Genomic DNA, 15,978 nt, shown 5'->3' on the forward strand with positions numbered 1-15,978 from the left:
CATGTCAGAACAAAATAACACTGAAATGGCTTTCCAGATCCAACGTATTTATACCAAGGATGTGTCTTTCGAAGCGCCAAATGCACCGCATGTTTTCCAGAAAGATTGGCAGCCAGAGGTTAAACTGGATCTAGATACCGCATCTACCCAACTGGCAGATGATGTGTATGAAGTAGTGCTGCGTGTCACCGTAACGGCTTCTTTGGGTGAAGAAACTGCGTTTCTGTGCGAAGTTCAGCAGGGCGGTATTTTCTCCATCAGTGGTATTGAAGGGACTCAGATGGCGCATTGCCTTGGCGCATACTGCCCGAACATTCTGTTCCCGTATGCCCGCGAATGCATCACCAGCCTGGTTTCACGCGGTACATTCCCGCAACTGAACCTTGCGCCGGTCAACTTTGATGCGCTGTTCATGAACTATTTACAGCAGCAGGCTGGCGAAGGTACTGAAGAACATCAGGATGCCTGATGAACCAAAGTAATGCTTCAATGACTGTGATTGGTGCCGGCTCGTACGGCACCGCTCTTGCTATCACCCTGGCAAGAAACGGCCACCAGGTTGTCCTGTGGGGCCATGATCCGAAACATATCGCGACCCTTGAGCGCGATCGCTGCAACGTCGCGTTCCTCCCTGATGTGCCTTTTCCCGAAACGCTGCGCCTGGAAAGTGATTTAGCCACTGCGCTGGCCGCCAGTCGTAATATTCTGGTGGTGGTGCCGAGCCATGTCTTTGGCGAAGTGCTGCGTAATATCAAACCGCTGATGCGTCCTGACGCGCGGCTGGTCTGGGCGACAAAAGGTCTGGAAGCGGAAACAGGGCGTCTGCTGCAGGACGTCGCGCGTGAAGCGCTGGGGGACTCCATTCCACTGGCGGTTATTTCCGGCCCGACGTTCGCTAAAGAGCTGGCTGCGGGCATGCCGACGGCGATTTCTCTGGCCTCGACGGACGACGCCTTTGCTGACGATCTCCAGCAGTTGCTGCACTGCGGCAAAAGCTTTCGCGTTTACAGCAACCCGGATTTCATTGGCGTGCAGCTTGGCGGCGCGGTGAAAAACGTCATTGCGATTGGCGCGGGGATGTCTGACGGCATCGGCTTTGGTGCAAACGCACGAACGGCATTGATCACCCGTGGGCTTACCGAAATGTCTCGCCTTGGCGCGGCGCTGGGTGCCGATCCTGCCACCTTTATGGGGATGGCGGGTTTAGGCGATCTGGTGCTGACCTGTACCGACAACCAGTCGCGTAACCGTCGTTTTGGCATGATGCTCGGCCAGGGTATGGACGTGCAGGGCGCGCAGGACAAGATTGGTCAGGTGGTTGAAGGCTACCGCAATACGAAAGAAGTTCGTGAATTGGCGCACCGTTTTGGTGTCGAGATGCCAATAACCGAGGAAATTTATCAAGTATTGTATTGCGGAAAAAATGCGCGCGAGGCAGCATTGACGTTATTAGGTCGTGCGCGCAAGGACGAGCGAAGCAGCCACTAGCCGTAAGGAACCGTTTCAATCTAACGACCCGACCCGCGAAGAACGGGTCGGTCGTTTTGCTACCTTCTGGAGTACGCAATGCCGTGTGAAGAACTGGATATCGTCTGGAAAAACATTAAAGCGGAAGCCCGTGCACTGGCGGAATGTGAGCCAATGCTGGCCAGTTTTTACCACGCAACGCTGCTCAAGCATGAAAACCTCGGCAGTGCGCTGAGCTATATGCTGGCGAATAAACTCGCCTCTCCGATCATGCCTGCTATTGCGATTCGCGAAGTCGTGGAAGAGGCCTACGCGGCCGATCCTGAAATGATTGCCTCGGCGGCTTGCGATATCCAGGCGGTACGTACGCGTGACCCGGCAGTCGATAAATATTCCACCCCACTTCTGTACCTGAAAGGCTTCCATGCGCTGCAGGCATACCGCATCGGCCACTGGCTATGGCATCAGGGGCGTCAGGCACTGGCGATCTTCCTGCAAAATCAGGTCTCTGTTACCTTCCAGGTGGACATCCACCCGGCAGCAAAAATTGGCCGGGGGATTATGCTCGATCACGCCACCGGTATTGTGGTGGGCGAAACGGCGGTCATTGAAAACGACGTCTCTATTTTGCAATCCGTCACGCTTGGCGGAACCGGTAAAGCAGGCGGCGACCGTCATCCGAAAATTCGTGAAGGCGTGATGATTGGCGCTGGCGCGAAAATCCTTGGCAATATCGAGGTTGGACGCGGCGCGAAGATTGGCGCAGGTTCCGTCGTTTTACAGCCGGTACCCCCGCATACAACCGCCGCAGGCGTTCCGGCGCGCATCGTCGGCAAGCCTGACAGCGATAAGCCATCTATGGATATGGATCAGCATTTCAACGGGATTCATCATACGTTCGAGTATGGCGATGGCATCTGATTTCGAGCTATGCCCGGCGGCGCAGTGCTTACCGGGCCTACAAACCTCGTAGGTCGGATAAGGCGTCAACCGCCATCCGACATAAATCAACTGCGTAATACCGCGCCAGGATAACCTAACTGGCGCCAGGCCTCATACACCACTACTGACACCGCGTTAGACAGATTCATGCTGCGGCTGTCCGGCATCATCGGAATACGAATTTTTTGTTCGGCAGGCAACGCGTCGAGGATGCTGGGTGGCAGACCGCGAGTTTCCGGGCCAAACATCAGATAATCCCCATCCTGATAGCTTACCGCGCTATGCGCTGGCGTACCTTTGGTGGTCAGGGCAAACAGACGTTGCGGATTTTCTGCGGCGACGAAGCTGGCGTAATCAGGGTGGCGCAGCACGGCGGTAAACTCATGGTAATCCAGCCCCGCGCGACGCAGGCGCTTGTCGTCCCAGGTAAAGCCCATTGGCTCAATAATATGCAGACGAAAGCCGGTGTTGGCGCAAAGACGGATAATATTGCCGGTATTTGGCGGGATTTCTGGTTCGAACAAAACGATGTTAAGCATACTGCCCCCTTGATAGCGGGGGGCAGAATAGCAGAAAGAGCGGGTACTATGCGACGGTCAGCGCGTGAGGTTTATAGCGTTGCAGCTTGTAAATCGTCGCGGCAGCGGCGGCCAGCGCCGGAACGCTGAGGAACATCAGTATGCTATCAGCCTGCCATTGCATAGACAGCAGTTGGGCGCTGGTCATGGTCCCGGCGACGCCGCCAAAGCGGCCCACGCCCTGCATCCAGGCAATGCCCGTTGCGCGGCAGTGGGTTGGATAAAACGTGGCGGCTAGCGTCTGCAGTCCGGACTGCGCGCCGTTCATGGTAATTCCCATCAGGAAGATCAGCGCGCCGAACAGGATGATGTGGTTATGTTCAAACCCGAGAGCGAGGGCAAACAGCATCGTCAGAATAAAGCCGAGTGACACCACTTTATGCGCTTCCCAGCGATCCATTAACCAACCGGCCAGCAGGATCCCTGCGGTACCGCCGAAGGTAAATAGCGACGTCAGCCAGGCGGATTCGGCCAGCGGATAGCCCATTCCCAGCATCAGCGTTGGCATCCAGCTCAGCAGCACGTAATAGATAACCAACCCCATAAAGTAGGTCATCCAGAGCATCAGCGTTCCCGGCAGCCAGGGCATGCTGAATAGCTGTGCCACGCTGCCTTTTTTGACCGTGACGCGGTCTTCATCCAGATAAAACTGGGTTACCTGTTCCAGGCTTCCCGATATAAAGCGTTGAGCAATGCGTTTAACCTGTGCTACCCCTTTACCGCGATGAACCAGATACTTAACCGATTCCGGCAGGAACAGTACCAACAGTACGGTAAGAGCCAGCGGGGCGATCGCGCCAGCAAGCAGGACGCTGTGCCAGCCGTAGTTGGGGATAAGCCAGGAGGAGATCACCCCGCCGCCCGCAGCCCCTAACGGAAAGCCGCAGTACATGGTGTTAATCGCCATTGAACGACAGCGTTTTGGTGCAAATTCTGAGACCAGGGTGATGGCATTGGGCATTGCCGCGCCAAGGCCCAGGCCGGTGAGAAAGCGCCAAAATGTGAGCATATTCAGCGTCTCGGCATAGGCAGTACCCAGACTGGCGAGGCCAAAGAACAGACAGGAAAAGACCAGCACGCGCTTACGGCCCAAACGATCGGAAATCGGCCCGGCCAGCAGGGCGCCAAAGGAGAGGCCCAGTAGTGCGGCGCTTAACACCGGTCCAAGATCCTGCTTCTTGATGCCCCAGTCGGCTGAGAGCGTGGGGGCAATATAGCCCATCGCCGCCGTATCGAAGCCGTCAATGGCTAAAACCAGAAAGCCCAGGACAATAATGACCCAGTGGAAGCGCGAAAAAGGACTGTCATCTATCGCCTGCTGGATATTCACTTTGCCGGAATAAGCCATGTCACCCTCGCCCGTTATGATGGAAGTTATACGTGTGAATTGTTGTTGTATTAGCTTGTATATACATTTGGCAGGTGGATAAAAAGTTGTCAAATATATTGGTTGTAAGTGTTAACCAATCGTTATTTTTCGAATAAAAAATGGTCGGGCTGGAAACAGGCCGACCATTGAGAAAAAGGGGGGTTACGGGGGATTGTTACGCTGCGCTACCCTGGGCCAGGGGAGCCAATGCGGCAGGCAGGCTCTTGCCCAGTTCCTGTACCAGCGAATCGCGGCTGATTTCGCTAATGGTTTTTGCACCGGTCAGGGTCATTGCCACCTTCATCTCTTTCTCGATCAGGTTCAGCAGATTCGCCACACCAGCCTGTCCGTGTGTTGCCAGCGCGTACAGATAAGCACGGCCCAGCAGCACGCTATCGGCACCCAGTGCAATCATACGCACCACGTCCAGGCCGTTACGGATCCCGCTGTCGGCCAGAATAGTGATATCGCCCTTCACCGCATCGGCAATGGTGGGCAGTGCGCGGGCGGAAGACAGCACGCCATCTAACTGGCGCCCACCGTGGTTAGAAACAACGATGCCATCTGCGCCAAAGCGTACGGCGTCGCGGGCATCTTCTGGATCGAGGATCCCTTTGATCACCATCGGACCCTCCCAGAATTCGCGGATCCACTCGAGGTCTTTCCAGGAGATGGACGGATCGAAGTTATTCGCCAGCCAACCGATGTAATCCTCAAGGCCGGTGGGTTTGCCAAGATACGTCGAAATATTGCCTAAATCATGCGGCCGACCGTTCAGGCCAACGTCCCATGCCCATTGTGGATGGGTGACTGCCTGCCAGTAGCGACGCAGTGCCGCATTTGGACCGCTCATACCGGAATGCGCGTCACGGTAACGTGCGCCGGGCGTGGGCATATCGACGGTAAAGACCAGCGTGGAGCAGCCCGCCGCTTTGGCTCGCTCCAGGGCGTTACGCATAAAGCCGCGATCGCGCAGGACATACAGCTGGAACCACATTGGACGCTTGATGGTCGGGGCGACTTCTTCAATTGGGCAGACGGATACCGTCGAAAGCGTAAACGGAATGCCTTTAGCATCAGCGGCGGCGGCGGCCTGAACTTCGCCCCGGCGTGCATACATGCCGCATAAACCGACAGGCGCGAGGGCCACCGGCATCGACAGTTTTTCGTTAAACAGGGTGGTTTCCAGACTGAGATCTGACATGTTCTTCAGCACGCGCTGGCGGAGTGCCACCTCTGATAAATCTTCCACGTTACGGCGCAGGGTATGCTCCGCGTACGCGCCACCGTCAATGTAGTGGAACAGGAAAGGGGGCAGAATGCGCTGGGCTGCGGCGCGATAATCGCTGGCTGCTGAAATAATCATGTGTTGTTCTCCCTGCTAATTTCATTATGGTCACCGGGCAGACGGGTGATACGCGCCTGGCGGGCCTGGTCTTCATCAAAGCGTTTAATGGTGGTATGGACAAAACTGAGGTGCGCCATCATCGCCTTACGCGCGCCATCGGCATCCCCGGCGACAATCGCGTCCAGCACAGCAAGGTGTTGTTCTGTGAGCTGTGAAAATACCGGTGGCACCAGGTACATACGCTGGCGACTCTGTTTTACCGAAGACTGCAATACGTCGAAGAAACCGCGCATGGTCTGTAGCAGCACCACGTTGTGCGAGGCTTCAGCGATGGCAAGGTGAAAGCGAACGTCTGCTTGTGAAGCGAGATCCGGATCTTCACTTTGTGTGGCCTCGAAACAGAGCCTGATTTTCTCTTTGTCGGCGGCTGTGGCGCGCATGGCGGCGTGCCAGGCGGTGCTGGCCTCAATGGCGTGGCGGGCTTCGAGAATATCGAAGCTGTAATCAGGGTCGTCCGCCATCAGGCTTTTCAGCGGCTGAACGATGTTTTGTTCGGACCACGCTTCATGCTGCCAGCGGATAAACGTCCCACCACCACGACGGCTAATCAGCACGCCTTCACTTACCAGCTTTGCCAGCGCCTCGCGCAGCGAATTGCGCGACACGCCGAGCTGTACGGCCAGCTGGCGCTCGGCGGGCAACTTCATGCCCGCTTCCAGCTGTTGTTCTTCAATCAGCGCCCGCACACGAGATGCGACCTCGTCTGACAGGCGTCTGGGCATCACAATCATGGAATCATCCAGGTTAAGACATAGGCCTGCAGCGTGGTAATCACACCCACCATGCAGGTGAAAATCAGGCTGTGTTTGACGGTGAAGCGGAACAGATCAGACTCTTTGCCAACCAGTCCCACTGCCGCACAGGCGATGGCGATAGACTGCGGAGAGATCATCTTTCCGGTCACGCCGCCGGTGGTATTTGCAGCCACCATCAATACGTCAGAAACACCGATTTGCTGCGCTGCCGTTGCCTGTAGCGCTGCGAACAAGGCGTTTGACGAGGTATCAGAGCCCGTCAGGAATACCCCCAGCCAGCCGAGGAACGGCGAGAAGAAAGTGAACGCGCTGCCCGTGTGAGCCAGTGCTAACGCCAGCGTTGAAGACAGCCCGGAGTAATTAGAGATAAAGGCGAATGCCAGCACCATTCCGATGGAGTAAATAGGCAGCGCCAGATCTTTCAGCGTACTGCCAAAGGTCTGCAGAGCGGCGGAGGGTTTCATCTTCAGCCAGACGATAGACAGCAGCGCGGCAAACAGGATGGCGGTGCCGGTTGCCGAGAACCAGTCGAACTTGTACACCGCCGCGTAGGCTGTGGCTTCGTGTACCACCGGCGGCATGCGGGCTACCAGCTTATCGAGGAACGGAACCGGAATGTTGACGACCCAGTGGTACATCGCCCCGCCAGGGGCAAACAGCGCTTTAAACGGCGGGATGCTCCACAGTGTGACGGTGGCGGTCAGGAACAGGAACGGCGACCAGGCGCGGATGATTTGCCCGGCGGTGTAGCGGGTGCGCGACAGGTCCATATCGACCTGTGAAGCCCCCATATCGCCAAAACGGAAGATGCGTACCGGCTGCCAGCGCTTCAGGAACAGCGTCAGACACACCAGAGAAACCAGAGAAGAGATGATGTCCGGCAGTTCCGGCCCGATAAAGTTAGAGCTGAGGTACTGCGCGATAGCAAACGAGCCGCCCGCGACCATCACCGCAGGCCAGGTCTCTTTCACGCCGCGCCAGCCGTCCATAATCGCCATGATCCAGAACAGTACGATAATCGTCAGGAACGGTAGTTGGCGGCCAACCATCTGACCAATCTCAAAGCTGTCCAGCCCGGTGACCTGACCGGCAACCAGAATAGGAATTCCCATCGCGCCAAACGCTACTGGCGCGGTGTTTACGATCAGGCACAAACCTGCTGCATACAGTGGGTTAAAGCCAAGGCCAACCAGCAGCGCGGCGGTTATCGCCACCGGCGCACCGAAGCCCGCGGCCCCTTCGAGGAATGCCCCAAAGGAGAAACCGACAATCAGCATTTGCAGACGCTGGTCTGGGGTAATCGAGAGTATCGAGGAGCGGATGATGTCGAACTGCCCGGTCTTTACCGAGATTTTATAGACGAATACCGCGGCGATAATGATCCAGGCAATTGGCCACAGACCGTAGAAGAAACCGTACACCACGGAGGCCAGCGCGTGATCGACCGGCATTTTGTAAAACAGCAGGGCGACCGACAAAGCGATCACCACCGTCCATGACGCCGCAACGTAGCCTTTCAGCTTGAGCTTAATCAGGGCGAAGAAAAAGAACAGGATGGGGAGCGATGCGATCAGACTGGAAAGCCAGATGTTACCGGCCGGTCGTAGTTTTGTTGCCAGAGATTCATTGCAGGTCTCCTGGGGGTCGCTGACATAATGCAATGAGTCTGTGCTCATCTCTTCGTCACACTATGTGTAAAAGTGGCCCTGCCAATATTGTTGTGTAGGGGTAATGACAATGAATGGTTAATCAAATGTTATTTATTGGCAACGGTATTGTACGCACATTTTAATGAAATGTGAGGTATTGGTAGGATCTGACTGAAATTGGTAGGGCCAATTGCGAGGGGAAGCGAAGGACCGGGCAAGCGAGTGTTGCCCGGTGACAGATTAGAACTCGCTTTTCGCGAAGCCCGTCATCTCTTTCAGGCCCATTTCACGGCCAAGCTCGGTCATCGGGTGAACGACGATCAGGCCGCGCACGCTCTTCTTCAGCTTGCCCATGTCGGCCTGTTCTTTTTTGGTGATGGCACGACGGAACGGGAGTTTGCTGAGCTTTTGCGCTTCTTTGCTCAGCTTCTGGCCGTGTACTTCACGCAGTCGTGCGATCTCAGTTTCCAGAGTTTCTTTCTCTTGCTCCAGCTCGGCATATTTGTCGGCGGCTTCAACCAGGGACAGGTCAGCCTGCTGGTGGCGGATAGCGTCAAGACGATCGCTCAGGCGTTTAATTTCGTTTTTTTCGACTTCTTTCATAGGATAGCTTCTGATAAAAATAGGATGAATATCCTATAGTATGCGCGCAGAGCGGGATTATTCACAACTAATCGAAGATAAATAATCAAATGCCGCAAGTATTATTAAGCTAATGGTAATGCTACTTTTTTGATTAATAAGGAACTTTAAGCGATAAGATTGGCCATGGCGCTTTTTATTGGCGGGTTTATAGCGAAGCACGTTTTCCTCAATATAATCGCCCAACCGATCCTAAACTTAAATGAGCAACCGCACAGGCTGAGCGCGGTTAATACATGGAGGAGGGAAGATTATGGCGAAAATAGGTGAGAACGTTTCGGTTCTGATTGATAAGACGGTCGATTTTATGGCTTCCAGCCAGGCTTTTCGCGAATATCTGAATAAAACACCGCCGCGCGACGTAGTCCCTTCTGAAATACCACAGGAGAGCGCGCAGCTGTATCTGCAACGTCTGGCGTACTATCGGCAACTGTATCGACCGCAGCAGGAAGAGAAGTAAGCCTGCAGGGTCTTATTTTTGAAAGGCTTTTTTTAAGCTGATTTTAGAAATCAGCTCGGTCAGGGAAAGTACCATCGTGGAGCGTACCATTTGCTGGTAGCGCTGGATTTGCATGGCGTGCAGACCTGAGTCTGAGGTATCAAACTGCGGTGGCGGCGGGAGTGCTGCTACGCAGTGAAGTTCGCCAAACGGACCAAGAATCTCATCGTCGGTGAACGCGTATTCATTGCCGTCATGGTTTAACTCTTCCCGCAGCGCCATCAGTAGTTCCGCATCTTCATACTCCGGGCGGCTGAGTACGCCCAGACCGTAGATGAGCTTGAGACGAACGGAAAGATCGCCCAGCGGACCGTCGCCGTCGAGCAACGGTTCTACGGCATATTTTACCGCATAGTCATCTTTGCGAAATACCTGAAGCACAAGGATATTCACCGCCTCGGTGAGCAGTTCTACGGCGGTGATGAGGAAGCTGCGTACGGTTTTGCCAGCATTCAGACGCTCAAGCACACGATTTTCAAAGGCCTGCGTTTGTTCCATTATTGCCTGCATATCTGACAATCTGTCATTTGGGCGCAGGCAGACCTGCGCCACATTCTCAATCATTTGGTCGCGTTATATGCGTTAACCGCCTCCGCCACCACATCACTATTGGCATCCAGACCGGAAACCTGCGCCAGCGCGGCCTGCGGATCTTTTTCGTCAATCAGCGCGGCCAGTTCCTGTGCCTGCGGATCTTCTTCGCTGCGATAGTGCATTGCTGCCGCAATACCGATAACCAGATTCGTGTGCGGCAGGCCGTACTCCAGCGTGCCCAGCAGCGGTTTAATCAGACGGTCGCCCGCGCTCAGTTTACGCAGTGGCTGACGGCCAACGCGCTCAACGTCATCTTTCAGATACGGGTTTTCAAAGCGACCGAGGATTTTCTGAATATATGCTGCATGTTTTGCCGCATCAAAGCCATAGCGTTTGATCAGTACCGCGCCGCTCTCTTCCATCGCACCTTTTACCACTGCGCGGATTTTCTCGTCGAGAATCGCGTCACGGATGGTCTGATGACCGGTCAATTTTCCGAGGTACGCGGTTATAGCATGCCCGGTGTTCAGCGTGAAGAGTTTACGTTCGACAAATGCCATCAGGTTATCAGTTAATTCCATTCCCGGGATGTTTGGCAGTTCGCCTTTAAATTGCGTTTTGTCGACAATCCACTCGCTGAAGGTTTCGACGGTGACTTCCAGCGGATCGTTGGTCGCAGAAGCGGAAGGGGGAACGATGCGGTCTACGGCGGAATCGACAAAACCAACGTGTTCTTCGACCCAGGCTTTGTCTTCATCTGCCAGCGCGTTCATGACGTGGCCTTTCAACTGGGTCGTGCCGCGCACCATGTTCTCACAGGCGATGATATTCAGCGGAGTCGCGATGCCTTGCGCCTTGCGTTTAACCAGCCCTTTAGCGATGGCAGGTGCGATGCGCTCAAGCACGACCGGACCAACGGCGGTGGTGACTAAATCTACGTGGGCAATCAGTTCAACGACATCATCGCCGATGCTGCTCACCGCGTTGACGCCGGAAACGGTATCAACCTGCTCGTTTTCACCGACCACATGAACCTGATAGCTATGACGGGCATTCAGGGCATCGAGCACGACCTGGTTTACATCCGCGAACGTCAGCTGTATCCCCGCGTCCGCCAGCAGTTTGCCGATAAAGCCACGACCGATATTACCTGCGCCAAAATGTAATGCTTTCATAGTATTAACCTTCATTAATGTTTTTACCCAAGAGGGCTGGGGTGAGGCTTTTCCCTCAACCTAACCCTCTCCACAAGGGAGAGGATATCGCCTTCATATTTCGAACTGCAGATGCGTTGGCTCTCCTCGCTCACCCCAGTCACGTACTTATGTACGCTCCTGGGGATTCACTGCGTTGCCGCCTTCCTGCAGCTCGAACTATTTTGGAGATACTTAACCGTTAAGCTTTTTTACCCGCCAGCAGCGCCAGAACTTCATCCACGCTGGTGGTATGAGCCAGACGTTCGATCACGGATTCGTCATCCAGCGCGTTGGTCAGGCTGGTAATCACCTGGATGTGCTCGTTGTTACGTGCAGCGATACCAATGACCAGACGGGCGATATCGTCTTCTTCTTCGCCGAAGCGTACGCCTTGCGGATACTGGCAGAACACCACGCCGGTTTTCAGCACGCGGTCTTTGGCTTCAACCGTACCGTGCGGTACAGCGATGGACTCGCCGAGGTAAGTCGGGGTCAGTTTTTCGCGGTCCAGCATCGCCTCGACGTACTCTGGCTCAACATAGCCGCCTTTCACCAGTTGCTCACCGGCAAAGCGAATCGCTTCTTCTTTGTTGGTGGCTTTACGGCCCAGGAAGATATTCTCCGCACCCAGTTTGAACAGGTGGGTATCACCCTCTTCAAAGCTGTCTTTCAGGTGGTCGCGGACTTTCTCTTCGTTTACGTTGTGGCGCTGTGCAGCGACCAGACGTTCGGTCAGATTGGAGTACAGACCGCTGTCGAGGAAGTTGGTCAGCGAAATGTGCTGTGCCTGCGGAACCTGGCGCATAGCGCGTTCGGTCAGGTCACGGTGGGTAATGACCAGATCCACATCCGGCGGCAGATTGTTAATCGCGCTGTTGGTGACGGAAATCTGCGACAGGCCGGCATCCTGCACTTTCTTACGCAGTACGCCCGCACCCATGGCACTGGAACCCATGCCGGCATCGCAGGCGACGATGATTTTACGCACATGGCTCAGGTCGTTGGTTACGTCGCCCGCTGCTAGCGGAGATGCGCCTTTGGATTCCGCTTTCATGTCGTTCATACGACGGGTTGCGGCTTCAATGTCATCTTCTTCTTTCACTTTGCTGGTTTTCAGCAGAATCGCCGAGACCACAAAGGAGACCGCCATTGCCGCACAAATTGCCGCGATGTTGGCGAAGTAAGCGCCCTTCGGCGTCATTGCCAGTACGGCCAGGATAGAACCCGGAGAGGCCGGAGACACCAGACCACCGTTCAGGATAGTCAGCGTAAATACGCCAGTCATACCGCCGAGGATAACGGCCAGGATCAGACGCGGGTTCATCAGCACGTACGGGAAGTAAATTTCGTGGATACCACCCAGGAAGTGGATGATAGCCGCGCCGCCTGCAGACTGCTTAGCGCTGCCGCGACCGAAGAACATGTATGCCAGCAGAACGCCCATACCCGGACCCGGGTTAGCTTCAATCAGGAAGAAGATGGATTTACCCATCTCATGGGACTGCTGAATGCCCAGCGGTGAGAAAATACCGTGGTTGATGGCGTTGTTGAGGAACAGGATTTTCGCCGGTTCAACGAAGATAGACGCCAGCGGCAGCATGTCATGGACAACCATGAAGTTAACGCCTGCCGCCAGGATTTTGGACAGTGCTTCAACCAATGGGCCAATGCCAAGGAATGCCAGAATGGCGAGGATCATCCCGATGATGCCAGCGGAGAAGTTATTCACCAGCATCTCAAAACCGGACTTGATCTTACCGTCTACCCAGCCGTCGAAATGCTTGATAGCCCAGCCGCCCAGCGGACCTGCGATCATCGCACCGAGGAACATCGGCATATCAGCACCGACGATCACGCCCATGGTGGTAATCGCGCCCACTACGCCGCCGCGTTCGCCGCCAACCAGCTTACCACCGGTATAACCGATCAACAGCGGCAGCAGATAGGTGATCATCGGGCCGACCAGCTTCGCCAGCGTTTCGTTCGGCAACCACCCTGTCGGAATGAATAATGCGGTGATAATACCCCACGCGATAAACGCGCCGATATTTGGCATCACCATGTTGCTGAGGAATCGACCAAAGCTTTGCACCTTGATCTTAATATCGGATGACATAAAAACACCCCTTCTTATGTTTGCTATCGCGCAGGCTGAAAGCCCGAGGTTTGTTAATGTAGCGGCAGGAGGTAGCCGGACCCTGTAGATACTGCGAAATCTGGCACTGAATCGTTCAACTGTCCAGTCGATGACTTTTAATGTGATCAATGTCACGTAAATATAGGGTTTACGGCATCACTTAATGTGATTTCGATCACAAAACACCGGTATAAAAAAACATCATTACGCGGAAATAGGCTGGAAAAGGCACTTAAATGTGAAGTTGTTCACGTTTTTGCTTTGGCTGTTTGTTGGGTATTTGTGATCTACTTCGCAATAAATATTTGCCAGGATTTCTCCTGATGTGATCTGAGGCGGATTCTGTTTCATCTCCCATTTCTTGCTGCTACCCCGCGAGTCGTTCACCTGCAAATTTATACCCTGGTGGTATGGCGGAAATGACTAACTGCAATTATGTTCAAATTACCAGCCATGACTCCTTTCGGCTGCCTGCAATTGAAAGCTCTGATTAGCGTGAATACGAGGCGGGTATGTTTCTAAACTATTTCGCGTTAGGTGTGCTGATCTTCGTTTTTCTGGTTCTGTTTTACGGAATCATCGCCATCCATGATATTCCCTATAACATGGCTAAGAAGCGCAACCATCCCCATGCCGATGCCATCCATACGGCAGGTTGGGTGAGCTTATTTACGCTGCACGTTATCTGGCCGTTTCTGTGGATCTGGGCCACGCTCTATCAGCCAGAACGAGGCTGGGGGATGCAGTCACACATTACGCCGACCGGAAAGGAACAAGACCCTGAAATTGCCGCGCTGGCAGCGCGCATTACCCAGTTAGAAAAAAGGCTGGCTGGGGAGAAAAAAGACGATAACTCCACCTTTCCGGAGATTTGATCATGGATTTGTTGATTGTCCTGACTTACGTGGCATTTGCCTGGGCCATCTTTAAAATATTCCGTATTCCGGTAAACCAATGGACGCTTGCCACAGCCGCATTAGGTGGGGTGTTTATTGTGGCGGGACTCATCTTATTAATGAACTATAACCACCCGTATACCTTTACGGCGCAAAAGGCGGTTATTTCAATACCTGTTACCCCGCAGGTCACTGGAATTGTGAGTGAAGTGACAGATAAAAATAATCAACTGATTAAAAAAGGCGAGGTGTTATTTAAACTCGATCCCGTGCGTTATCAGGCGCGAGTGGACCGACTGCAAGCCGATCTGGTGACCGCCACGCACAATATCGACAATCTGAAAGCCCAACTTTCTGAAGCCGTCGCCAATACCACCCGCGTTTCCGCTGAACGCGACCGCCTGTATAAAGATTATCAACGCTATTTGAAGGGCAGCCAGGCGAAGGTTAATCCCTTCTCTGAAAGCGATATCGACAACGCCCGGCAGAACTATCTGGCACAGGACGCGCTGGTAAAAGGCTCCGTCGCCGAACAGACGCAGATTCAGAGTCAGTTAGACAGCATGGTCAACGGAGAGCAATCTCAGGTTGCGTCCCTGCGCGCTCAGCTCGCTGAAGCCAAATACAATCTTGAGCAGACTATCGTCCGAGCCCCCAGCAACGGCTATGTTACGCAGGTGCTTATTCGGCCCGGAACCTACGCCGCCGCGCTGCCTCTGCGCCCGGTGATGGTGTTTATTCCGGAACAAAAACGGCAAATCGTGGCGCAATTCCGCCAGAACTCGTTGCTGCGTCTTAAACCGGGTGATGAAGCGGAAGTGGTCTTCAACGCGCTGCCAGGCCAGGTATTCCCCGGCAAGCTCACCAGCATTCTGCCGGTTGTACCGGGCGGTTCTTATCAGGCCCAGGGAGCATTGCAGTCTCTGACGGTGGTGCCGGGTACCGATGGCGTGCTGGCCACGATTGAACTGGCTCCCAATGCAGATGTGGATGCACTACCGGACGGTATCTATGCCCAGGTGGCGGTCTATTCCGACCATTTCGCCCACGTTTCGGTGATGCGTAAAGTGCTGCTGCGTATGACCAGTTGGATGCATTATCTTTATTTGGATCATTGAGACCAGCATCACCTGCCATTTGTCGTGGCCTGAGCCATACTAAGCGGTGTCCAGATATTCGTTGGACATCGCTTTTTTGTTGGCAAAAAGGACACGGCATGAAACTCATTGGCAGCTATACCAGCCCTTTTGTGCGTAAAATTTCTATTCTGTTGCTGGAAAAGGGCATCACCTTCGAATTCGTTAATGAACTCCCCTATAACGCGGATAGCGGCGTGGCGCGATACAATCCATTGGGAAAAGTGCCCGCGCTGGTCACCGATAAGGGAGAGTACTGGTTTGATTCTCCGATCATTGCTGAATATATAGAGTTGTTGGATATTGCACCCGCAATGCTGCCGCGTGAGCCGCTGGCGGCACTCAAAGTTCGTCAACTGGAAGCGCTGGCCGACGGTATTATGGATGCGGGATTAGTCTCGGTGCGCGAACAGGCTCGCCCCGCTGCGCAGCAGTCAGAAACTGAATTGCTACGCCAGCGAGAAAAAATTACCCGCAGCCTGGATGTGCTGGAAGGTTATCTGGCGGACGGTACGCTGAAAACGGATACGGTTAATCTGGCAACGATTGCGATTGCCTGTGCCGTGGGCTATCTCAATTTTCGTCGGGTTGCGCCTGGCTGGTGTGTGGACCGTCCACGTCTGGTCAAACTGGTGGAAACACTCTTTCAACGCGAAAGTTTTGCCCGTACGGAACCGCCAAAGGCTTGATGCAGATAATACCCGCCTGAGCAAAGTCACGGTACAATCCTTCCTATATCGATATCCCTCTCCACGGTGGAGAGGGCCACC

At 54.3% G+C, this 15,978-nt stretch carries 15 protein-coding genes and 1 pseudogene; 7 read left to right on the plus strand and 9 right to left on the minus strand.

All coding sequences use genetic code 11. From position 1 onward, the window contains the following. The first annotated feature begins 1 nt into the window (after position 1). The 3 genes from secB to cysE all read left to right on the plus strand — a co-directional run bounded on the left by secB (position 2) and on the right by cysE (position 2,388). Positions 2-469, plus strand: coding sequence for a protein-export chaperone SecB (secB, locus tag EHN13_RS19305; protein ID WP_003024155.1), 468 nt, complete (start codon positions 2-4; stop codon positions 467-469). After that, entirely contained in the window at positions 469-1,488 is a 1,020-nt protein-coding gene (gene gpsA / locus EHN13_RS19310; RefSeq protein WP_061066824.1) for an NAD(P)H-dependent glycerol-3-phosphate dehydrogenase, read from the plus strand. The genes secB and gpsA overlap by 1 nt, the downstream gene beginning before the upstream one ends. 78 nt (positions 1,489-1,566) lie before the next feature. Then, the gene (gene cysE / locus EHN13_RS19315; protein WP_003024160.1) at positions 1,567-2,388 is read left to right on the plus strand and encodes a serine O-acetyltransferase; all 822 of its coding nucleotides are present in this window, start codon (positions 1,567-1,569) and stop codon (positions 2,386-2,388) included. Between the two features lie 86 nt (positions 2,389-2,474). On the opposite strand, the gene trmL is transcribed toward cysE, so the two are convergent. The 6 genes and pseudogenes from trmL to EHN13_RS19345 form a co-directional block, all read right to left on the minus strand. Then, a complete protein-coding gene (trmL, locus tag EHN13_RS19320; RefSeq protein WP_003024163.1) occupies positions 2,475-2,948 on the minus strand; it encodes a tRNA (uridine(34)/cytosine(34)/5-carboxymethylaminomethyluridine(34)-2'-O)-methyltransferase TrmL in 474 nt (157 codons plus the stop codon). 46 nt (positions 2,949-2,994) lie between these two features. Beyond that, positions 2,995-4,335, minus strand: coding sequence for an MFS transporter (locus tag EHN13_RS19325; protein ID WP_101742502.1), 1,341 nt, complete (start codon positions 4,333-4,335; stop codon positions 2,995-2,997). A gap of 196 nt (positions 4,336-4,531) precedes the next feature. Then, complete coding sequence (lldD, locus tag EHN13_RS19330; RefSeq protein WP_124021918.1) at positions 4,532-5,722, minus strand: FMN-dependent L-lactate dehydrogenase LldD; 1,191 nt, start codon at positions 5,720-5,722, stop codon at positions 4,532-4,534. Beyond that, positions 5,719-6,495, minus strand: coding sequence for a transcriptional regulator LldR (lldR, locus tag EHN13_RS19335; protein ID WP_048213701.1), 777 nt, complete (start codon positions 6,493-6,495; stop codon positions 5,719-5,721). The genes lldD and lldR overlap by 4 nt, the downstream gene beginning before the upstream one ends. Then, positions 6,492-8,146, minus strand: a pseudogene (gene lldP, locus EHN13_RS19340) (L-lactate permease). Before lldP ends, lldR begins: the two are co-directional and overlap by 4 nt. Positions 8,147-8,408: 262 nt before the next feature. Next, positions 8,409-8,771, minus strand: coding sequence for a YibL family ribosome-associated protein (locus EHN13_RS19345; RefSeq protein ID WP_048213700.1), 363 nt, complete (start codon positions 8,769-8,771; stop codon positions 8,409-8,411). A gap of 292 nt (positions 8,772-9,063) precedes the next feature. Here EHN13_RS19345 and EHN13_RS19350 point away from each other — a divergent pair, with 292 nt between their 5' ends. Beyond that, on the plus strand, positions 9,064-9,270 hold the full coding sequence (locus EHN13_RS19350) for a hypothetical protein (protein WP_124021919.1): 207 nt from the start codon (positions 9,064-9,066) through the stop codon (positions 9,268-9,270). A gap of 12 nt (positions 9,271-9,282) precedes the next feature. Here EHN13_RS19350 and mtlR read toward each other — a convergent pair whose 3' ends face one another. The 3 genes from mtlR to mtlA all read right to left on the minus strand — a co-directional run bounded on the left by mtlR (position 9,283) and on the right by mtlA (position 13,155). Continuing rightward, positions 9,283-9,873 (minus strand): mannitol operon repressor MtlR, encoded by a 591-nt coding sequence (mtlR, locus tag EHN13_RS19355; protein ID WP_048213698.1) that lies wholly within the window; start codon positions 9,871-9,873, stop codon positions 9,283-9,285. Continuing rightward, the gene (gene mtlD / locus EHN13_RS19360; protein ID WP_124021920.1) at positions 9,870-11,018 is read right to left on the minus strand and encodes a mannitol-1-phosphate 5-dehydrogenase; all 1,149 of its coding nucleotides are present in this window, start codon (positions 11,016-11,018) and stop codon (positions 9,870-9,872) included. Before mtlD ends, mtlR begins: the two co-directional genes overlap by 4 nt. A 220-nt stretch (positions 11,019-11,238) precedes the next feature. Next, the gene (gene mtlA, locus EHN13_RS19365) at positions 11,239-13,155 is read right to left on the minus strand and encodes a PTS mannitol transporter subunit IICBA (protein ID WP_061066820.1); all 1,917 of its coding nucleotides are present in this window, start codon (positions 13,153-13,155) and stop codon (positions 11,239-11,241) included. 533 nt (positions 13,156-13,688) lie between these two features. On the opposite strand from mtlA, the gene EHN13_RS19370 reads away from it, so the two are divergent. From EHN13_RS19370 to EHN13_RS19380, 3 genes are all read left to right on the plus strand, one after another. Continuing rightward, complete coding sequence (locus tag EHN13_RS19370; RefSeq protein WP_061066819.1) at positions 13,689-14,051, plus strand: DUF3302 domain-containing protein; 363 nt, start codon at positions 13,689-13,691, stop codon at positions 14,049-14,051. A 2-nt stretch (positions 14,052-14,053) separates the two neighbouring features. Continuing rightward, positions 14,054-15,190 (plus strand): HlyD family secretion protein, encoded by a 1,137-nt coding sequence (locus tag EHN13_RS19375; protein WP_101742499.1) that lies wholly within the window; start codon positions 14,054-14,056, stop codon positions 15,188-15,190. Positions 15,191-15,288: 98 nt separating this feature from the next. After that, entirely contained in the window at positions 15,289-15,897 is a 609-nt protein-coding gene (locus EHN13_RS19380; protein ID WP_048213693.1) for a glutathione S-transferase, read from the plus strand. Positions 15,898-15,978: the final 81 nt, after the last annotated feature.

The organism is Citrobacter youngae (assembly GCF_003818115.1).
GTDB lineage: Bacteria > Pseudomonadota > Gammaproteobacteria > Enterobacterales > Enterobacteriaceae > Citrobacter > Citrobacter youngae.

Coding starts and splice junctions, on each gene's coding strand:
- secB (WP_003024155.1), top strand. CDS start 2: ATGTCAGAACAAAATAACACTGAAATGGCTTTCCAGATCCAACGTATT.
- gpsA (WP_061066824.1), top strand. CDS start 469: ATGAACCAAAGTAATGCTTCAATGACTGTGATTGGTGCCGGCTCGTAC.
- cysE (WP_003024160.1), top strand. CDS start 1,567: ATGCCGTGTGAAGAACTGGATATCGTCTGGAAAAACATTAAAGCGGAA.
- trmL (WP_003024163.1), bottom strand. CDS start 2,948: ATGCTTAACATCGTTTTGTTCGAACCAGAAATCCCGCCAAATACCGGC.
- EHN13_RS19325 (WP_101742502.1), bottom strand. CDS start 4,335: ATGGCTTATTCCGGCAAAGTGAATATCCAGCAGGCGATAGATGACAGT.
- lldD (WP_124021918.1), bottom strand. CDS start 5,722: ATGATTATTTCAGCAGCCAGCGATTATCGCGCCGCAGCCCAGCGCATT.
- lldR (WP_048213701.1), bottom strand. CDS start 6,495: ATGATTGTGATGCCCAGACGCCTGTCAGACGAGGTCGCATCTCGTGTG.
- EHN13_RS19345 (WP_048213700.1), bottom strand. CDS start 8,771: ATGAAAGAAGTCGAAAAAAACGAAATTAAACGCCTGAGCGATCGTCTT.
- EHN13_RS19350 (WP_124021919.1), top strand. CDS start 9,064: ATGGCGAAAATAGGTGAGAACGTTTCGGTTCTGATTGATAAGACGGTC.
- mtlR (WP_048213698.1), bottom strand. CDS start 9,873: ATGATTGAGAATGTGGCGCAGGTCTGCCTGCGCCCAAATGACAGATTG.
- mtlD (WP_124021920.1), bottom strand. CDS start 11,018: ATGAAAGCATTACATTTTGGCGCAGGTAATATCGGTCGTGGCTTTATC.
- mtlA (WP_061066820.1), bottom strand. CDS start 13,155: ATGTCATCCGATATTAAGATCAAGGTGCAAAGCTTTGGTCGATTCCTC.
- EHN13_RS19370 (WP_061066819.1), top strand. CDS start 13,689: ATGTTTCTAAACTATTTCGCGTTAGGTGTGCTGATCTTCGTTTTTCTG.
- EHN13_RS19375 (WP_101742499.1), top strand. CDS start 14,054: ATGGATTTGTTGATTGTCCTGACTTACGTGGCATTTGCCTGGGCCATC.
- EHN13_RS19380 (WP_048213693.1), top strand. CDS start 15,289: ATGAAACTCATTGGCAGCTATACCAGCCCTTTTGTGCGTAAAATTTCT.